Below are 18935 nucleotides of genomic sequence, written 5' to 3'. Positions count from 1 at the left end.
TATGCAAAACATTGCCCGCTTGTCTTCGCCGATGGCACAAAAATAGACTGTTTGCTCTTTTCATTCTCGGCGCACTTGACGCCACGCCGATCAATCATTTACCATACAACCAATTTCGCGCAGACTTCTCAGAACCTTACGCCATGGTTATGATCACCGGCCCGCTTCCGACCCCCCATTGGATGCGCCGATTATCACCTGGACGCAATCCGCTGAGGCGCCAACCGTCTGCCGCCAATAGCTGGTTAAGACCACACAATACGGATGCGACATGGGCACCCTAGTTGAGCTTTCGCCGTTGACCCGCATCGAAGGGCACTTGGGCATTCGTCTTGAGCTTGATGGCGGCAAGGTGGCCAGTGCTTATTGCGCGGGGGAAATGTTCCGTGGCTTCGAGAACATACTCAGAGGACGCGACCCACTCGACGCCCAGCAAATCACCCAGCGCATCTGTGGCGTCTGTCCCATCTCCCACGGCTTGGCCTCTATTTTGGCCCAGGAGCAGATATATAACCCAGCGCTGACCCCCAATGGCGTCATCGCGCGCAACCTGATCTTGGGCGCCAATTATATTCAGTCTCATCTTATTCATTTTTATCAACTTTCCGCGCTAGACTTTGTCGACGTGACAGCCATTCTGGGTTATCACGGGGCGGACCCGGCCTTGAACGATCTGCGTGATTGGGTGAGCGGCCAGCGAAAGGCTGGGGCCATCAGCCCCGGCGCGCCGTTTCTGCCGCGCTACGCCGGCCATTACATTCAAGACGCCGGCCTCAACGTGGGAGCGCTGAAGCACTATTTGCAGGCCCTTGACATGCGCGCCTTGGCCCATCAGGCCGTGGCCATCTGGGCCGGCAAGGTTCCTCACGCCACGGCGTTGGCGCCCGGCGGCGTCACCGAGCAGGTCAGCGCCAAAAAAATCGCCGCTTACGCCGCCATCATCGATCAGTTGCGCGTTTTCATCGACACGGCCTACCTGCCCGACATCCTGGCCGTCGCCACGGCGTTTCCCGAGTATTTTCAGCATGGCGCCGGCCCCGGTGACTTCATGGCCTATGGCGTCTTTCCCCAAGAGGACGGCTTTCTGCTGCCAGCCGGACGCGTCAGCCATGGCCAGGCCGCGTCGTTGGATCTGACCAAGATCACCGAGCAGACCACCCATTCGCTGTTCTCTTCTCCGTCCGGCCTGCATCCGACCAAGGGCCAAACAATACCCGCGCCACGCAAAAGCGGGGCCTATTCATGGCTGAAAGCACCGCGCTACGACAATCGCCCGCAGGAGGTTGGCCCGTTGGCGCGCATTCTGGTGGCTTACCAGGCCGGCCAGGCCCAGGTGCGGGAGATGGTCGATCAGCTCCTCGGCGCTCTTGGCCGCCAACCGGCCGAGCTCAACTCGGCCATGGGCCGCCATGCCGCCCGCGCCATCGAATGCAAGCTGGTGGCCGAGGCCTGCGCGCGCTGGATCAACCAACTCAAACCAGGCGAGCCGACCTATGCCGACTTCGACGTGCCCGCCAGCGGCGCGGGCGCGGGCCTGATCGAAGCGCCGCGCGGCGCGCTGGGCCACTGGATCGAGATCGCCGACTACCGCATCGCCAATTATCAGTGTGTCGTGCCCACCACCTGGAACTGCTCGCCCCGCGACGACGCCGGCGTGCCCGGCCCGGTCGAGTCGTCCCTCGAAGGCCTGCCGGTGGCCGACCCGCAAAACCCGTTGGAGGCCGCCAGGATCGTGCGTTCGTTCGATCCGTGCCTGGCCTGCGCGGTTCACTGAGCGGAGACCGTGATGGCCAGCATAACCAGGCGTCAATTTTTGAAATTCGGCGCGACCCTGGCCGCGGTCATGGGACTTGAGCCAAGCTTGGCGCCAAGCCTGGCCCAGGCCCTGGCGCGGATGGAGGCTGGCCAGGCCCCGGTGCTATGGCTGCAGGGCCAGAGTTGCTCCGGCTGCTCCGTGTCGTTTTTAAACTCCGAAGCGCCTTCGCCAGCTCGGGTCATCACGCGCTACATCTCTTTATTGTTCCACTCCACCCTCTCGGCGGCCACCGGTCAGACCGCCATGGACACGGTGGACAAGGCCATCGACGCCGGCGGCTACCTGCTGGTGGTCGAGGGTTCGCTACCCGCCGGCATGCCCGAGGCGTGCGTCATGGGCCACCGCCCGGTGACCGATCTGGTCAAAGCCGCCGCGGCCAAGGCCAAGGCCGTGGTGGCCCTCGGCTCTTGCGCGGCCTTTGGCGGCATCCCCGCGGCGCAAAACAACCCCACCGGCGCGGTCGGCGTGGCCGAATTCCTCGAGGCGCAAGGGGTCAAAACGCCGTTGATCAATCTGCCCGGCTGCCCGACCCACCCCGATTGGCTGGTGGGGACGTTGGCTCACCTACTGCAATGGGGCCTGCCGCCCCTGGACGCCCTCAAGCGGCCAAAAGCCTTTTATGGTCGCATCTTGCACGATCAATGCCCGCGGTTTGCCGACTACGAGCGGGAAAATTTCGCCAAGACCTTTGGCGAACCGGGTTGCCTGTTCAAGCTGGGCTGCCTGGGGCCGATCACCCACGCCGATTGCACGGTGCGTTTCTGGAATGGCGGCGTCAACACCTGCATCGCCGCCGGCGCGCCGTGCATCGGCTGCGCGTCGGAGGGATTCGCACGTTCGGCCGAACTGCCGTTTTATCGCAAGACCGAGTTGGCCAGGGGCAAAGGAGGCCGCAATTGAAGCTGCGCACCAAGCTGCTGATATCCCTGGCTTTGGTCTTGATCACGGCCCTATGCGCCGTGCAGATATTTCAATACAACTGGACCATCAACCTGGTCTCCGAGATGACGGCGCACCGCCTGGAGATGCTGGAACAGAGCGAAAAGCAGCAGGCGGACAATTTATTTTTCACCATCGAACGCGCCGTGCAAGGTTCGCTGGTGCGCGGCGAGATGGAAAAATTCACCAGCCTTTTAGAGTCGCTACGCCAACTGAAGGGCCTGGAGGAAGTCAGCCTGTTCAGCGCCGCGGGAGTTGCGACTCACTCCTCCAATCGCAAATTTTTGGGCTCGCGGCTGGACAAAACCATGGCCGCCAAGGTGTTGAACGAACCACAGACTCACTATCGACAAACGCAAAACGCCTTGGAGATATACCAGCCTCACAAAGTGAGCGCCGACTGCATTCGTTGCCACATTTCCTGGCGCAACGGTGAAATCAGAGGCGTCACTTTCTATCGTTTTTCCACCGCTGCTTTGCGCCAAGCGGAAGCCGAAGCCGCCGACAATATGGCCGTGCTAAAAGCCAACTCCCTGCAAACAGCTTTGGCCGCGGTGGCCGGCGTTTTGGTTTTGGTAGCGCTGTGCCTGTTCCTAACCGTACGACGTTTTGTCGACCAGCCAATGGCCAAGCTCGTCGAAATGCTCACCCAATATGACGTTGACCTGACTCTGGAAATGCCCATTCAAAGCAGGGATGAAATAGGGCAAGCAGCCAAGTTGCTCAATCGTTTCGTGCAAAAACTCAACGACGTCATCGGCCATTCCCAGCAAGTCGCCGCGGCCACGGGCGTACAAGCCGGCCAACAGGCCGCGGCCATCGAGCAGATTTCCCACGCGGCCAACGACATCACGGCCCTGACCAGGGAAAACGCGGCCGACGCCAAGACCGCCGCCGATCTGATGAGCGCGGTGACCGCGCAAGTCGTGCAGTCCGGCAAAAGTATCGCCAATCTTTCCGGGGCGATGGATGAGCTGCGTGAATCAAGCCGCCAAGTCGCCAATATCATGAAGACCATCGACGAGATAGCCTTCCAAACCAACCTCTTGGCCCTCAACGCCGCCGTCGAGGCGGCCCGGGCCGGCGAGGCCGGCGCAGGTTTTGCCGTGGTGGCGGGCGAGGTGCGCAGCCTGGCCCTGCGCGTGGCCGAGGCCGCGCGCAACACCGCCCAACTCATCGATGGCACCATTGGCAAGATTCAAGAAAGTGGCGAATTGGTCACCGCCACCCACGAAGCATTTGGCGGCGTGCAACAGATAATCGAGCAAGCGGCCGAATTGATGGCGGGGGTGGCCATGTCATCTCAAGAACAAGACACGGGCATCGCCGGCATAAGCAATTCTCTGCGCGAAATAGATAACGCCACTGGGCAAGGTGCGGCGCAAGCGGCCAATCTGGCTACGACAATGGGCACGTTCCGCACATCGTATAACAGCGGGCAAGACGCCGCGATTCAGCGCGCATTGCCCGAAAAAATGTCCACGGAAATCAACTAGCCCACGGACGCCAGCAGAGCGTCCTGGCCACGGAACAGCTGGAGATCACACGCTTTTCTTGGATGATCCTCCGTTGAAGCATCATCGGACCTATTTGCGCCAACGCCTCGCAAATCCCTTGGATTCGGCATTTAACGTTATGCGCGCGTTGCGCAAGACGGCCACGGCTTGGGCTTGCAATGTCGAAAATTGCTTTGGCAAACTCGGCAATGAAGTGACATGGTAGGGTCAGCGCCAACAACGGCATTGGCATGTTTTTTATGTGCATCCATAAAGCGTTTCTATGGCCATGTCGCTCGGCAAACCCTGAAATTTGTCCGCTTGAGCCCCCGCCGACATGCCGCACTATCGCGTCGGCGACCTGCAAACATTTATACCCGCGCAACCTTAACCTGAAGCCCAAATCAACGTCTTCGCAATAGCAAAAAAACGCCTCGTCCAAGCCGCCAACACCCACGAAAAGATGCCGACGATACAAAGCGGCAGCGGCGCATGGACTGAAAACTTCCCGAGTCGGCGGCAGAGGTATTGCGCGTTCGAGGTGTTTCGAACGCCGCGGCAAACCAAAAAAATACAAAACATCGCCAGCGCCATCCAACAGGTCAGAATTGGCGTCAAGCAACTGAGTTGAGCCGAACGCCGCGTATTCTGGGTAGGCTTTTGCGTGCTCCATGAGTTTTTCGAGCCAAGTCGGCGCGGGAAAAGCATCTGGGTTGAGCAATGCAATGAATTCGCTTTGCGATCTTAGCGCCCCAATGTTGTTGGCCGCGGCAAAACCTACATTCTCTGCAAGGCGAACCACGGTTAGGTTTTCGTTGGTGTAAATTTCGTTCAGCGATCCGTCGGTGGAGGCGTTGTCAACGAGGACAATATGAAAGTCTTGCACGGTTTGTTCGCGCAAGGCATCCAGGCATCTTGCCAAATGCGTCTTCGCATTATAATTGACAATTATAACCGTGATCAAAGCCTTGCGAAATGTGCCTACCATGCTTGCAGCGCCATTAATTTATTTTTTCGTCGGCACGAGAATATTCGTGGTTATGGTCTTGCCCCGAGCATCGAATGAACTCTCTATACCAATTCACCGTAGCGCTGATTCCTGCCTTAAGGTCAATTTTTGGCCGCCAATTCAAGTGTAGCTTGATCCGCTCAATGTCCAAAATGCTACGAGGAACGTCCACACTTCTGCCTTCACGCCTGACCGTTTCAAGTCTGCCGCCAAGGGCAAAATTGAGCGCCTCAACGACCTCGTTGACCGAGTGGCCAACTCCGCTGCCAAGGTTATAGAGCCGAGGAGATTGCGTCGACGACGCGGCGCCCATCAAAACGGCTGACACGATGTCATCGACAAAGATGTAATCACGTACTGCACTGCCGTCTCCCCAAATTTCCAGCGGTTCATCATGGAAAAACCTGTGCAGAGCCATTGCAATTATGCCTTGACCTCGCGCGATCTGAAATGGGCCATAAGCGTTGGAGACACGAAATATGATATAGTCAAGTCCATGCTGCTTACGAAAAATTTCCAGATATTTTTCAATAGCGAGTTTGGTTGCCCCATAAGAGCAAATCGGTGATGTGTCTGCAAATTCAGGAGTTGGGACGGGAGCGTCAGGCCCATATATGGTGCCGCCAGAAGAAATAAAAATAAGCTTTTTAATACGTCTTTCACTGCACGCCTGGAACAATTTCAGGGATCCTATCAAGTTATCTTCAACATCTTTATCTGGCGCAAGGTCCGAGTTGCTTGGGTTTGTCGTGCTGACCAAATGGTATACAATGTCGTTGGGTTTCAGATGTTCAACAAAGAATTCCTTGTCTGACAACGTGCCGGATAGCCAATTTTTTTCGCCGGCATGGTTAGAATACTTTGGCCGTTCGCAAGCATCGATGCATAGCAAGTCTAGATTCGATTTTTTGAAACCAGCGGAAATGTTTGTGCCCAAAAAGCCACCAGCACCAACCACCACATGTCTGAAATTATTCAAATCAGATGAAAACTCATTTGCCATGCTGATACGACCATGACTATTCATTATAAGTTTGCCGGAATATTTGCGCGACTTTTTTTGCCTCCTCTTTCCAGCTTGTTGATCTGGCATAGTCAAGACCATTTTTTATCAACTGCTTTCGTTCGCGCTCGTCTGAGAGAACCGAAATGATTGCTTCTGCCAATCCTGAGACAGTAGGCCGGCTGAGCTTACAATTGGTGCTGTTCAGCATCCATTCAACATTGGGTCCGCAGTTGCTGATCACAGGACAACCGCACGCCATAATTTCAAGAGGCAAAAGCGATAAATTGGTCATTGATAGCACCAAGGCGGCATCGCACTGTGAGTACAAATGCGGAAGCTCGGAAATAGGCAATCTGCCACAATCTTTAAATGAAAAAGGAAGATTATATCGGCTCAAGTTTCCACCGACCAGGAGAACATCAACTGACGGCATATGTTTTTTCACATCGTTTATAGCTAAAACACCAAGTTCAAATGCACGGCGAGGTGTTTCCGGTCGCGCATAGAACAACAAGCGTTTAGGCCCGGAACAATCTTTATCTAATCGCGGCGTATACAGATCATCATCATATGAAAAACCTATTCCATACATTCGCATTCCGTATTGAGCACTAAGCATGTCCGCTAACCACGAGCCTAAAGCAATCCCCGTGAATCCAAAACGATATGTATCCTCAGCCAAAAAGTACTCGGTGCCCAAAGGATAAAAATATGGTTCATAATCTTGAACAAAATAATACTTATGCGCGCTACCCGAAAAATATTTTACTGGATAAGCAGTCTGCCAACCAGTAGCGACTGATATATGCGCCGCAGGAATTGTATCTTGTGGATGCAAATATACTTTTGCTTTGACTGGCGCAAACCATTCCGAAATTTGCGATGCTATTTTTTTATTATCATACGGGCGAAATTCATTTGTAACAACAATCCTGCATTCAAATCCATCATCCTCTAGCAGTTTAATAAATCTTACGATGTTCAAATGGCCACCACTCCCATAACCAATTGGTGGGACGAACCAGTTGACGGTGTTGCATGATGGCTTCACATCTTTGTGTGAAGGACCAAAGGGAGCGCATGAAACGAAATCAAATCTTTTGTCGACGGATTGCTTGGGTGCAATCAGGCCATAGCCCCTGACCAGGAGGGCATGCAGCCCGTCCCTGATATGAGAAAAAACCATTACATCCACCTGAAATCAAGAACGATATAGCTTTTTATCTAACGATAGTTGCATGGCTACGCTCGTTGGGATTTGGTCAATTTTGGCACCCAAATAATGACCGAAACTGCGCAATATGTTTCGTATAATTCTCGAGATGACACGTCGTAATGGCAGTTTATTGATCAACGCATATTGCATGTCATGCATGCAGCAGCTGGCCGCCGACAACATCCCTCTAACAAGGCTTGCACACAATGAATAGCCAAATATCCTTTGAAAAGCAGCAGATTCATCAAACGCCCTACGGAAAGTGCCGATGGAAGAATAATCGTGAGAATGTTTTACCACTGCTGAATGAGCGTACACTCGGCTAAAACCAGCATCGATCACGGTGGCAGCCCAGATCTGGTCTTCGGCAAATTCCGCATCAGGATATGGATAGACCTTCCATACCGATTTCCTCAAACAAGAATTATTATCTGAATAAAAATGTAAGAACTGCCGATGCCTTATCTGAGTATCGTAAAGAATGTGGTCGCTGAATTTTGATTGCACCGTTGTGGTGGAGCCCAAAAAGTCAAAGTGAGCCTGCAGATCTCGCTTCGTAAATGGATCTGCATCATTGTGTGCGATGTGTCGGCCAAAAGCGGCGCAAGCAGTAACATCAAGCTCTAATGCTGTGACAAGTTCACTTAACCATTCGGATGTTGCGGGCACCGCATCATGCGTGAGAAATGCAACATAATCTCCTTGCGCATGCGTAACGCCTAAGTTCCTTGTGCGACCATGACCAAACTCTTCTGGGCGAATACATATCAGCGTAATTTTATCATCAAGCAGTCGTAATTTTTCAACAGTGCCATCTTTTGAGCCGCTATCAATCACTATGACTTCGTAGTCCCATGGCGTCTTTTGGGAAAGCACCATCGCAATTACATTGTCAAATATACGCCCAGGATTTTTGGTGGTAATGACCACACTGGCTTTACAAAAGTCAGGATTTAGCACGCATGGCATAAAATCTTACCAGCTCACGATTGGCATAACACCAACGCTCTATCATGTAACAGCTCTGCGCCAAGAAAGTCTCCAGTGAGCTTCAAACATCTCGATAGCTCAAAATAATGCGCTGGGTTGAGCTCATCGTGTTTAATCGCCAGTCTGAGCAATCGACAAGCGTCATCGAATTTTCCCTGCAGCCTCATACACTCCGCAGCAAGTCGATAGTAGAGGCTAGATGTTGGATCTATAGATATAGCGTTCGAAATTACGTCTTCGGCATCTGTAAATTTCTTGGTGCGGATCAAAAGCTTTGCAAGCAGGTAATGTACGCTTGGTTTATCAGAAAATTTCGAAATTATACCTTTCAAACAGTCGATCGCCTCATGGACTCTACCTTGCCGACTATAGCATTCAGCGAGATGCGTATAAAACATAGCAACAGTGTTGTCCATGGATATTGCGCGCTGGAATAGCGCCTCAGCTTCTTTGTAGTTCTCGGCATCAAGCAATAATTTACCAAGCCCGAACACTATGTACTGGTTATCCGTACCCAGCGATATAATGTTCTGCGTATATTCAATCGCTTTAGACATTTCTCCTTGCCGCAACAAAGCCTCGCTCATTTTTGAATAATAAAATAGTATGGACCGGTTTAGCACGGATGCTTTGTAATAAAAATCTGCTGCAGCACGATGGTTGCCGTCCTTGGCATACAATTCGCCGAGTTCATAATATAGGCTATCGGCACTATTGCAGACGTCACACGCGCGCAACAAAACATCAATAGCCTTGTCGTTCCGCCCACCAATGCGATAAATGTCTCCAATTTTTTTGTAAACATCAACTTCTTGCCGACTATCTATAAGCGCATCCACCAGCAAGTCACAATCTTGATATAGCTTCCCGTCCAACAAAACCCTAAAGATCTGAATCGCAACCGGTTCCATCTCTGTAGCCGCCAAATCATCTCCAATAGAGCTGATTCTATCCGCAATATCAGTCTTGTCCACCGAACGATAATAAGAGGACAGTTTTACGCGCTGCGTTGAATCGGTTTGGTTTTCAATAATATTTCTCAAAAGCGCCTGCACTGTATCATCCGGCAGGGCTTTATCACAATGGGATGAATCTACTCCCACAACAGCGCGAAGAAATTTTTTATCTTTGTGAAGCATCGTCAACACACAGCTCACCAATCATCAGACTGTCGCAAATTAAAATTCACCTTGAGAGAAAAATTTGTAATCAAAAAAACCGTTCATCCTGGGCAGAGCCCTACGTGAACTGGCTTCGACTGTTTGCGAGCCTGATCTGCGCCTCTTGAAGTGCACGGTGTCTGGCGCAACAACATGCTCGTAGCCGCTGGCCACGGTGACGCAATTCCAATACCAGTCTTCGTAGGCAAAACCCGAGGAAATGTTTCGCTCTGGATAAGGAAATGTTTCATACGTAGCCTTTGAAGCAAAACACAATGCGTCCCAATAATTCATGACGCGCAAATATTCTTTGTCAAAAAATCTATTAGACATCTCAATCTTTTCCAACACTCCACCAGACATATCAAACAACCAATTAAACTCTGGATGAACGATAGCTCCATCATCACATGCGCGTATCATATCCCATGCGGCGCTGAGCCAATTGAAGCTCCACAAATCATCGCCGTCAAGAAACGCAACGTACCGTCCTCGCGCATTTTTTATCGCATGATTTCGAACCTTACCCTGGTCGGCAAAATCAGTGTTTAAAACAACCATTCCGTCAACTGACAACGATTCCACAAACGATCTCGTGGCGTTGTCTGGACAATCAAGCACGACCATCAGCTCCACAGCTTCCGCGTCATGCCGCACATTATCGACGGCTTCTAGCATGCTGCGCAGCGACAAACCTGCAAGCACGCCTTCACCATGAACTGTCATTATCGCGCTGATTTCAAACTGCGCCTGTGCGTTCACTTTAGTGCGGCCTCGATCTCAGTTGCATAGTGATTCATACTGTGCCGCGCAGCAATCAAATCGCGCAAAGCACCGGCTTTGGCCAGGCATGCGCCAGGATCTCCCATCATCTGCCTTATCGCCATGACATAGGAGCGTGGATCGAGAAAATCATCAACTGGCCAACCTGTTTCTTCGTTGATGACATCGGCCGTACCGCCAACTCTGGACGCAACGGTGGCAATCCCACGCACTCCTGTTTCCAGAAGCATCGTCGGCAAACCATCCCACTCAGAGGTGTATAGCCAAAAGTCACAGTCGTGCAGCGGCAAATCATCAAATGATTCAAACGTGCCAAAAAACTTCATATTCGGCGGCAGATTTTTGGTGTCAAATCCTCCGTCCAAAACCGCATGACCCCAAGTCCATATATCAAGCTCTGGCATCATGTTGGCTATTTCGACAACGATATCGTAGCGTTTTTGCCGATCAAGTCTGCCCGCCCAAAAAGCGCGCCATCTCGACGAAACTTCAGATTTTTTTTGCAACTTCTGCGCATGTAGGCAAAGCGTGGAGTCGCTCTCGATTGGCGTCCAGACAGCTTTGGACTTATGCTCGCTACTGTTTTTCAAAAGATAGCGATACTCCAACTCATCGACCAATGCTTGATTATCAAAAAAATACCCACTCATAAATTTATAGCTTGGAGCAAAAAACTCAATGGGGTAACCAACCTTATGGCCCTGCGGATTAATATCATAGCAAAAGAAATAGGCAAAAAGTCGAGACCACTGCGATAGTTGCTGGCCAAACACCATGTAGGTGTCCCAGCACAAACGGCTATTTATGTTGACAATTCTTTCTGGAGTTGTGCCTCGCAGAACATCCATGAGCACCGTTTGTTTGTGCGCGGCGGACAATCCATCGACAATCGCGCTAAGATCGAAAATCTCAATATTGTCGGGGAACCAATCCGGTCGAGCGAAGACCGACAAGTCGGTTAATATCAGCAAGGTTGGTTCATCAGGAAAAATTTTGGCCAGCGCCTGGCAGAACAGGCCCGCGACGCGCGCCGCGCCACCCACGCGGCAATGAGGTATGCAAACCACATTTGTATAATGCGGCCGGCGCAACGCCAGCCTCGCCTTTTTCGCTGCGGCGTAAGTGCCGGTTTGTTGGCCCATGAACGGCGGAATATGAAGCACGCGCGCGGCCACGGCCGGCTTGTTGATCAGTGGCTCAATGCGCGCGGCCCGTTCAAGCACTTCCGCCAAGACCCCACACTGTATGCGATCGTCGAAAAATTCTCTGTTTTTATCCACCGCTAAACGATATAAATCACGCCACGATGGCATGCCAAATTCGCGCGGGTCAAAATTGTGCGTATCGCCATTGAAACCGCAATCGTCGCCGTACATCAAAAAATGATAGTACGGGGCAAGGCCATTCAGATTGTCGTTGTTTTTCTCCATGTATCGGCCCGAGCTGAACAGGCCATTTGGCCACCGCCGCTCATTTACGCCAAAACGTATGAAGTGCTCAAACGACCACATTCCGCAGGCCACAACATCGGGATACGCATGCAAATAAAACTTTTCGTCAAACAATACCGTCGGGATGATTCTCTCTTGGAGGCCGTGCTTGAGCCAATGCATAAACGCCGATGGTTCACTCGCTATGCGTGGCTCTTTATCGGCCCACACTTGGCGGTAATACTCCGCATCAAACAACGGATTCAGCGCAATTTCGCGCTTATGCCCAGCAAGAAGCCAGTGTCGCCAGGCCTGCTCATCGGTCACCGCCTGGTCCAACCCGGCTTGAAGTTTATAGTATTGCGGAATGAACATCGCCTGGATCATGCGATGTTTATAAGGATATAGTTGCTGCCACAGCCTCGCCAGGCGCTGAAACAACCGCGTATGATCAGACGCAAGCATGCTCATTACGATCGGCGTTCACTGACTTTCCACTGGCGGGGCCTGCCAGCACAGAAATTGATCAAACCAGCCATGTTCAGCATAATCAAATTATTGCCCGCGCACAAATGCTTTCAGCGCCAACATGCTTGCCCATCACGCGGCCTGGCAAGACGCGTAACGAGTCAGAGGCAGTATCCACCTTATAGCCGTGATTTTACCGATGACGCCGGCCGTGAAAGACCATGAACACGATCAGCGCCTCATCGTCTTGGCTGGATCAGGTCGCGCGGCGCGCGGTTGAACGTCATGCGCCCGGACTCGCCACCTTCTATCAGCGCGGGCCCAAGTAGCCTTCGCGTTCCCTGATGCGCGCGTCGATCTCGGCCTGGTTGTTCTGCATGAACCTCATCGTCTTCTCGGCGGCGGCGACGATCTCTTTGTGATCGCCCTTGGCCACCATGCGGGCGGGCAACAGTAGTTGCCGCCGGGCCAGGATGGCGATGATCTCATCTTCGGCGTCCAGGCTCACGGCAAAACGTTCGGCCAGCTCGATCAGCTTGTCGCCGAACTCCTGGGGATGCTCCAACAGCTCCACGGGCACGCTCATCTCGCCGGCCATCTCTTGGGCCTTGCCGGCGGGCAGACACGAACCGCAAACCATATCGATAACATGGGCCAACTCATGCACAATGGTCGAATCACCGGCCTTGGGGCTCAGAGCCAGATAGACAAAGCCGGGGTCAAGCAGTTTCGTCTTGAGCGGATTGATCACCACGCCGCCGTCGTTCTGCTCCGCGCCGTTTTGCTTGGCGTATGGCGTCAGGGCGCAATAGGCCGCCAAGTCCACCAGCTTGACCTTGAGCTGCTTGCCCGCCGGCGAAACGATCTCCAGCGAGGCCGCCATTTCGGCCGCCCGCGGGTGCGCGCAAGCCGGCAAGGCGATGATTTTCATGGCCAGTTGGGCCGGATCGACACTCAAGGTGTCGTCCAGCAGTTCATTTTCGCGGCCCATGTGGCACTTCTTGAATTTCTTGCCGCTGCCGCAGGGGCAAAGGTCGTTGCGGGCGATGTTGCTCAAGTCCATGATAGATTCTCGTGCCGGGCAGGGCGCCTGTCCCCGCCCGTTTGGGGAAAGTTGCGCCTCAACCGTCGATGATGCCGTCTTTTCCCGCATCGGGAGAGTTGACCGGGAAGGGGCCTTCCTGGCCGGTCTCGGGGTCGTAGCGGTGCCGGTAGCTGGCCTTGACGCCGATTTTCTTGAAAGTGTGATCCCAGCCGCGCTGATAGTAGCCGCAGTTGTCGTTGAAGCAGATCCACAGAAACTCGCCGCCCCACGTCGCCGTGACCGGCGAGGCCCATTTCTTCATCTGCTCGCCGCAGTGGGGGCAGATGCTTTTGTCTTTTGCCTCGCTCATTATGCACCCTTCAGCTTGAGCCCGTCAAAGGCCCGCGCCGGGGCGCACACCCCGGCGCGGACGTCGCGTCTTATTATAATGATAATCAGGCCGCGGCGGCGCGCAACACGCTTTCGGGCGCCACTATATTGCGATCCAGGGCCGCATCTTTTTTGGGGTCCAACCCCAGGGCCACGGCCATGAGCTGGGTGATGAACACCACGGGCATCTTGATCTCTTTGCCCAGGATCTTGCTGATGCGCGGCTGATAAACCTCCAGGTTCATCTGGCACATCGGGCAGGCGGTGCTGATCACCTCCGCGCCATGGTCCTTGGCGTTGCCGATGATGTCATCGGCCAGGCGCGCGCACAGTTCTATCTCGGTGAGGAACAGGCCCGAGCCACAGCACTTGACCTTTTTGTCGAACGGCACGACCTCAGCGCCCAGAGCGGCCAGCAGCTCGTCCTGGGTCGTGGGCGACTCCATCGAGTCGTACTCGCCGAAAGGCCGCGTGGTCTGGCAGCCATAGTACGAGGCCACCTTGACGCCGGTCAGCGGCTTGCGCAACTGGCCCTTGATCTTGTCCACGCCGATGTCATTGTAGAGCACGTCCAGGATATGCCGCACCTTCAGGCCGCCCGAATAACTCAGGCCGCCCTCGGCCAGGATGCCGTTGACCTTGGCCAGCAACGCGGGGTTTTCCTGGAGCTCGCGGTTGTACTTGTTCATCATGATGTAGCACGACGAGCACGGCGCGATGATATCCATGCCGCCCTGCTTTTCGGCCAGGGCCAGGTTGCGCGCGTTGAGCACGATCTGCTGCATCTCGTTGCCACCGATATAGGCGATGGAGGCGCCGCAGCAGTTCCAGTCCTCGATATCCTTCAGATGGGCACCCAGGGCCTTGCACACGGCCTCCAGGCTGATCATGTAGTGGGAGGCGCTGGCGTCAAGGGAGCAGCCTGAATAAAGAAAATAGTCCATGCTACGCCTCCTCGCCGGTCATTTGGGCGGCCTTGTCCAGCATTTTCTGCAAGTCCTTGATGCCCTTGATGGCCCGCACCGGCAGCAGCCCCATGCGCTTGTGGGTAACCATGGCCAGGCCCATGGGGGCCATTTCCAGGCCGTTTTTGATGCCCTTGACCAGGCCGTCGGCCAAGGCGTAACCCTGCCCCACCGCCGTTTCGTCGACACGGCCTTTTTTATAAATCGATTTCCAGAACACCCGGCCGAACTTGACGGTCTCCTCGCGCGGCATGATGCCCTGTTTGATGGCGTAGTTGGCCAGCCCGTGCATGACGTCGATAACCCTGACGCCGCGCGGGCAACGCACCTTGCAGGTGTAGCACGAGGTGCATAGCATGATGTCCGGGCAATTGAGCACTTGTTCCCGGCGACCCGCCCGGATCAGCATCCACAGTTGTCTCGGCCCATAAACCATCTGATCCCGCAACGGGCAAGTGGCTCCGCAGACTCCGCACTGCATGCACTGCTTGATTTCAGAACCGCAATCTACTTTCTCGTAGACCTCGTTGCAGAAGTCGGGTTCATAGGCCCGAGTGGCAGGCGCTTTATCCTTGCTCTGGGTCCCCTGCGCACCGGCAGCGACGTTCTCAAGGTTTGAATCCATCTAAGACCTCGCGCTCTATGAACAAAATTCATTCAGTGGATAAAAAAAGGGGCCCACGAGCGTGGGCCCCCTCAACTATCCTAGAAGCCCTTGTAGGGGTTCGGGCCAACCTCTTCGATGGTTTCCATGAACGCATCGATGATGGCGGGAATCTTGTGCAGGTCGGTGATGCTGACTTCCTCGACGGCCACGCGGTCGCTCTCCAACACGAGGCGGGTGAGCGTCTCGGAGATCTTGGACATGCGCACGTTGGCCAGCTCGGAGCCCTTGATGAAGTGGCACTGGTAGTCTTCGCCGCGACGGCAGCCCAAGAGCACCACGCCGTCGATGCCCGAAGACAGCGCGTCGGCGATCCAGACCAGGTTCATCGAGCCCAGGCAGCGGATGGGGATCAGCCGCACGTAGGGGCTCCAGGTCATGCCCTTGGCCGCGGCCATGTCGATGGCCGGCAGGGCGTCGTTTTCGCAGGCCAGCATGATCACCCGCGGCTTCTCATCGTCCTCCTCGGGCACGTTGATGGCCTTGATCATCGAGCCGATCATGTCCACCGAGTAGTTCTTGAAGGAGATGATGCGCTCGGGGCAAGCGCCCATGCACACGCCGCAACGACGGCAGCGAGTGGGGTTGGGCAGCGGGTTGGCCTTCTCGTCCTCGTTGATGGCGCCGAAGGGGCATTCCTCGGTGCAGCGCTTGCACTGGGTGCAGCGTTGCATGAAAAACTCGGGGAAGCTTTCGTCGCCGCTACGCGGATGCACGGCGCAACCGGCCTCGGCGGCCTTGATGGCCTGGATGGCCTTGAGGGCCGCGCCCACGCCGTCGTCGATGGCCTGGGTCAGGCGCATGGGCCGGCGGACGGTGCCCACCGGGTAAATGCCCGTGCGGCGGCTCTCGTAGGGGAAGCAGATGAAGTGGCTGTCGGGCATGGCGTACTTGAGGGTCGGCAGGTTCTTGCCCTGGCGGTAGTCCAGGTTGAGCACCGACCAATCCTCGCAGGCGGCCTTGGCCTCGGCGGTCAGCTTCTTGGCCACTTCCTGGTCCTCGCCAAAGGCCACCAGCGGCGCGTCGACCACCTTGGGGTTGTTGGGCCGCATGCCGGTGGCCAGCACGACCATGTCCAGCTCTTCGAGGCTGACGTCCTCGCCCAGCAGGACGTCGTTGACTTCCAGGCTGAGCTTGTCGCCGGCGGTGATGGTCGGGTAGGTCTCGTCGCGGCGGATGAAGATCACGCCCTTGCGCTGGGCCTCGCGATAGACTTCCTCGCTCTGGCTGGGCGTGCGGATGTCTTTGTAGATGACGTAGACGGCCGTCTCGGGGTTCTGCTCCTTGACGTAGATGGCCTGCTTCAGCGAGACCAGGCAGCAGAAGGCCGAACAATAGGGCAGATGGTTCTGGTCGCGGGAGCCGGCGCACTGGATGAAGGCGATGGCGGCGATATCCTCGCCATCGGACTTGCGGGCCAGCTTGCCATCTTTGACCATCTGCTCGAACTCGACGTTGGTGACGATGTCGGGCGAGGAGCCGTAGGCCAGCTCGTCGGCCAACTTGCTGGCGTCATAGGGCAGCCAGCCGGTGGCCTGGACGATGGCGCCGATCTGCAACTTTTCGCCGTTGGACAGCTCCACGTCGAACTTGCCGGGCGCGCCGGCGGTCTTGGCCACGGTGCAGCCGGTGAAGACCTTGATCTTGTCGGAGGCCTCGATCTGGCCGACCATCTCCGCCACCGGGTTGTCTTCCAACTCGGTGTAGGGCGGGCTCTGGGGGCCCAACTTGTCGATGGTGTTGAGGAAACCGCCCAGCTTGTCTTCTTTTTCGATCAAGAAGACCTGGCTGCCGGCCTTGGCGGCCTGGATGGCCGCGCTCATGCCGGCGGGACCGCCGCCAACGACCATGAGGCTCTTGTAGATCTCGCCTTCGAGCTGGAACGGCGTGAGGGGCTGGCATTTTTCCAGCTTGACGCAGGCCATGCGCAGGTAGTCCTCGGCCAGCATCTGGCGATCTTCCTCGCCGTCATCGGTGGCGTCGGGGCTGGTGCACCACACCACCTGCTCGCGCAGGCTGGTGCGCTCGACAACCACGCCGCCGCCAAAGGAGAACTCGTCGGTCTTGACGCGGCTGCTGCAAGCGCCGATCAACACGGCGTCGACGCCGCCGTCGATGTCCTCTTTGATCATCGCCAGGCCCTCGGGAGAGCACAGCGCGTCATGTTCCTTGACCTCGCTGACGCCGCCCTCCTCGACGACCTCGGTAAGCCGTTCGAAATCAAGGGCGTCGCCGATGCCACAGCCCTTGCAGAGATAGCAAACTGCGTTCTTGCTCATGATCATTTACCTCCCGGCCACCAGTTGAATGGCTCTGAGGGCCGCGCCGGTGCCGTCCTGCACGCAAGTGACGACTTCGCTGGGCCGACGAACCGTGCCCGCGCCGAAGATGCCTTCGCCCTGGCGCATGAAGCCGTATTCATCGTATTCGACCTCGGCCGGAACCTTGCTGAGCGCCGTGTTGGGCTGCATGCCGGTGGCCAGGACGACCAGGTCGTGCTGGGCCTTGAAGCGTTCGCCGGTGGTGGTGTTTTCGCCTTCGAGGATCAGGCTGCCGTCGTCCTGGGGCTCGATCATGGCAATCTTGGATTTGACGAACGAAACGCCCTCGTCGGCCTTGACCTTGGTGTAGAAGTCCTCGTTGCGGTCCATGGCCCGGATGTCGATGAAGTAGATCGTCACCTTGGCCTCGGGCAGCTTTTCGCGGACGTAGGTCGCCTGCTTGAGGCTGGCCAGACAGCAGATCGTCGAGCACTGGGGCATGTTGTTGATGTCGCGGGAGCCGGCGCACTGGATAAAGGCCACGCTCTTGGGGGCCTGGCCGTCGCCGGGGCGCAGAATCTGGCCGCCGGTGGGGCCGCTGAAGGCCGCCAGGCGCTCCATCTGCACGTTGGTGACGATGTTGGGGCTCTTGTCGAAGTTGTAGTACTGGACCTTCCTGGGATCGTAAGGGGTCCAGCCGGCGGCCCAGATCACCGAAGCGACCTCGAAGGTCAGCTCTTTTTCGGCGTCGTCGAGAACCACCGCGTCATAAGGACAGGCGTCCTTGGCCTTCTGGGCCTCGGGAGTGCCGATGATGCTGGGGTCGATGACGTAGCGGTAGGGGAAGGCCAGGTCGTGGGGCAAGTAAGCGGCCTTGGTCTTGCACAGGCCATAGTTGAAGGCGCTGTCGATCTGGGTCTCGACGGCCTCGGCGCACTTGCCGCAGGCGGTGCACTTGTCGTTGACAAACCGCGGGGACTGCTTGACGCTGACTTTGTAGTTGCCGGGCTCGCCGCTGATGGCGGTGACCTCGGCCATGGTCAGGATGTCGATGTTGCTGTTGCTGCGGACGCGCCGGAAATTTATCTCCAAGCCGCAGTAGGGCGGGCAAAGCTTGGGGAAATATTGGTGCAGCTGAGCCACTCGACCGCCAAGGTAGGGGTTCTTTTCGACCAGAACCACCTTGCAGCCGGCTTCAGCCGCTTCCAGAGCGGCGCTGAGCCCGGTCATGCCAGCACCGACGACCATGATTGCTTGGCCCATCGTGCTCTCCTCTGTCATTTAGTGTCCTCCGGTAAATAGCATCGTCGCCCCCGCC

16 protein-coding genes are annotated in these 18935 nt (G+C 55.7%); 3 read left to right on the top strand and 13 right to left on the bottom strand.

Annotated elements, in window-relative coordinates:
- The first annotated feature begins 271 nt into the window (after positions 1 to 271).
- The 3 genes from DEBA_RS04985 to DEBA_RS16825 are packed head-to-tail and all read left to right on the top strand — an operon-like array spanning position 272 to position 4251.
- A complete protein-coding gene (locus tag DEBA_RS04985) occupies positions 272 to 1774 on the top strand; it encodes a nickel-dependent hydrogenase large subunit (protein WP_013257822.1) in 1503 nt (500 codons plus the stop codon).
- A gap of 12 nt (positions 1775 to 1786) precedes the next feature.
- Positions 1787 to 2716, top strand: coding sequence for a hydrogenase small subunit (locus tag DEBA_RS04980; RefSeq protein ID WP_013257821.1), 930 nt, complete (start codon positions 1787 to 1789; stop codon positions 2714 to 2716).
- A complete protein-coding gene (locus tag DEBA_RS16825) occupies positions 2713 to 4251 on the top strand; it encodes a methyl-accepting chemotaxis protein (RefSeq protein WP_013257820.1) in 1539 nt (512 codons plus the stop codon). The genes DEBA_RS04980 and DEBA_RS16825 overlap by 4 nt, the downstream gene beginning before the upstream one ends.
- On the opposite strand, the gene DEBA_RS17660 is transcribed toward DEBA_RS16825, so the two are convergent.
- The 13 genes from DEBA_RS17660 to DEBA_RS04935 form a co-directional block, all read right to left on the bottom strand.
- Positions 4244 to 5239: a glycosyltransferase family 2 protein gene (locus DEBA_RS17660; RefSeq protein WP_013257819.1), complete on the bottom strand. Its 996-nt coding sequence runs from the start codon at positions 5237 to 5239 to the stop codon at positions 4244 to 4246. The two genes, DEBA_RS16825 and DEBA_RS17660, sit on opposite strands and share 8 nt — an antisense overlap.
- Before the next feature lie 13 nt (positions 5240 to 5252).
- Positions 5253 to 6263 carry an NAD-dependent epimerase/dehydratase family protein gene (locus tag DEBA_RS17655; protein WP_187288589.1) on the bottom strand — a complete coding sequence of 337 codons (1011 nt, stop codon included), beginning with the start codon at positions 6261 to 6263 and terminating at the stop codon, positions 5253 to 5255.
- A gap of 16 nt (positions 6264 to 6279) precedes the next feature.
- The gene (locus DEBA_RS17650; RefSeq protein WP_013257817.1) at positions 6280 to 7452 is read right to left on the bottom strand and encodes a glycosyltransferase family 4 protein; all 1173 of its coding nucleotides are present in this window, start codon (positions 7450 to 7452) and stop codon (positions 6280 to 6282) included.
- A 15-nt stretch (positions 7453 to 7467) separates the two neighbouring features.
- Positions 7468 to 8442, bottom strand: coding sequence for a glycosyltransferase family 2 protein (locus DEBA_RS17645; protein ID WP_187288588.1), 975 nt, complete (start codon positions 8440 to 8442; stop codon positions 7468 to 7470).
- 23 nt (positions 8443 to 8465) lie between these two features.
- Positions 8466 to 9611: a tetratricopeptide repeat protein gene (locus tag DEBA_RS04970; RefSeq protein WP_013257815.1), complete on the bottom strand. Its 1146-nt coding sequence runs from the start codon at positions 9609 to 9611 to the stop codon at positions 8466 to 8468.
- 39 nt (positions 9612 to 9650) lie between these two features.
- Positions 9651 to 10394 carry a glycosyltransferase family A protein gene (locus tag DEBA_RS17640; RefSeq protein ID WP_013257814.1) on the bottom strand — a complete coding sequence of 248 codons (744 nt, stop codon included), beginning with the start codon at positions 10392 to 10394 and terminating at the stop codon, positions 9651 to 9653.
- Positions 10391 to 12316, bottom strand: a complete 1926-nt coding sequence (locus tag DEBA_RS04965; RefSeq protein WP_148227787.1) for a glycosyltransferase — start codon at positions 12314 to 12316, stop codon at positions 10391 to 10393. The genes DEBA_RS17640 and DEBA_RS04965 overlap by 4 nt, the downstream gene beginning before the upstream one ends.
- A 307-nt stretch (positions 12317 to 12623) precedes the next feature.
- A complete protein-coding gene (locus tag DEBA_RS18565; RefSeq protein ID WP_013257812.1) occupies positions 12624 to 13376 on the bottom strand; it encodes an SEC-C domain-containing protein in 753 nt (250 codons plus the stop codon).
- 58 nt (positions 13377 to 13434) lie between these two features.
- Positions 13435 to 13707 carry an ogr/Delta-like zinc finger family protein gene (locus tag DEBA_RS04955; protein WP_013257811.1) on the bottom strand — a complete coding sequence of 91 codons (273 nt, stop codon included), beginning with the start codon at positions 13705 to 13707 and terminating at the stop codon, positions 13435 to 13437.
- An 85-nt stretch (positions 13708 to 13792) separates the two neighbouring features.
- Positions 13793 to 14671, bottom strand: a complete 879-nt coding sequence (locus tag DEBA_RS04950; RefSeq protein ID WP_013257810.1) for a CoB--CoM heterodisulfide reductase iron-sulfur subunit B family protein — start codon at positions 14669 to 14671, stop codon at positions 13793 to 13795.
- 1 nt (position 14672) lies between these two features.
- A complete protein-coding gene (locus tag DEBA_RS04945) occupies positions 14673 to 15317 on the bottom strand; it encodes a 4Fe-4S dicluster domain-containing protein (RefSeq protein WP_013257809.1) in 645 nt (214 codons plus the stop codon).
- Between the two features lie 80 nt (positions 15318 to 15397).
- Complete coding sequence (locus tag DEBA_RS04940; RefSeq protein ID WP_013257808.1) at positions 15398 to 17635, bottom strand: hydrogenase iron-sulfur subunit; 2238 nt, start codon at positions 17633 to 17635, stop codon at positions 15398 to 15400.
- Positions 17636 to 17641: 6 nt separating this feature from the next.
- Positions 17642 to 18880, bottom strand: coding sequence for an FAD-dependent oxidoreductase (locus DEBA_RS04935; RefSeq protein ID WP_013257807.1), 1239 nt, complete (start codon positions 18878 to 18880; stop codon positions 17642 to 17644).
- Positions 18881 to 18935 lie beyond the last annotated feature (55 nt).

Source organism: Desulfarculus baarsii DSM 2075, assembly GCF_000143965.1.
GTDB lineage: Bacteria > Desulfobacterota > Desulfarculia > Desulfarculales > Desulfarculaceae > Desulfarculus > Desulfarculus baarsii.
This window is presented reverse-complemented; position numbering and strand designations above follow the sequence as displayed.

Excerpts from the sequence above, each read along its gene's own strand:
- DEBA_RS04985 (WP_013257822.1), top strand. The coding sequence starts at position 272 with ATGGGCACCCTAGTTGAGCTTTCGCCGTTGACCCGCATCGAAGGGCAC.
- DEBA_RS04980 (WP_013257821.1), top strand. The coding sequence starts at position 1,787 with ATGGCCAGCATAACCAGGCGTCAATTTTTGAAATTCGGCGCGACCCTG.
- DEBA_RS17660 (WP_013257819.1), bottom strand. The coding sequence starts at position 5,239 with ATGGTAGGCACATTTCGCAAGGCTTTGATCACGGTTATAATTGTCAAT.
- DEBA_RS17655 (WP_187288589.1), bottom strand. The coding sequence starts at position 6,263 with ATGGCAAATGAGTTTTCATCTGATTTGAATAATTTCAGACATGTGGTG.
- DEBA_RS17650 (WP_013257817.1), bottom strand. The coding sequence starts at position 7,452 with ATGGTTTTTTCTCATATCAGGGACGGGCTGCATGCCCTCCTGGTCAGG.
- DEBA_RS04970 (WP_013257815.1), bottom strand. The coding sequence starts at position 9,611 with ATGCTTCACAAAGATAAAAAATTTCTTCGCGCTGTTGTGGGAGTAGAT.
- DEBA_RS04965 (WP_148227787.1), bottom strand. The coding sequence starts at position 12,316 with ATGAGCATGCTTGCGTCTGATCATACGCGGTTGTTTCAGCGCCTGGCG.
- DEBA_RS18565 (WP_013257812.1), bottom strand. The coding sequence starts at position 13,376 with ATGGACTTGAGCAACATCGCCCGCAACGACCTTTGCCCCTGCGGCAGC.
- DEBA_RS04955 (WP_013257811.1), bottom strand. The coding sequence starts at position 13,707 with ATGAGCGAGGCAAAAGACAAAAGCATCTGCCCCCACTGCGGCGAGCAG.
- DEBA_RS04950 (WP_013257810.1), bottom strand. The coding sequence starts at position 14,671 with ATGGACTATTTTCTTTATTCAGGCTGCTCCCTTGACGCCAGCGCCTCC.
- DEBA_RS04945 (WP_013257809.1), bottom strand. The coding sequence starts at position 15,317 with ATGGATTCAAACCTTGAGAACGTCGCTGCCGGTGCGCAGGGGACCCAG.
- DEBA_RS04940 (WP_013257808.1), bottom strand. The coding sequence starts at position 17,635 with ATGAGCAAGAACGCAGTTTGCTATCTCTGCAAGGGCTGTGGCATCGGC.
- DEBA_RS04935 (WP_013257807.1), bottom strand. The coding sequence starts at position 18,880 with ATGGGCCAAGCAATCATGGTCGTCGGTGCTGGCATGACCGGGCTCAGC.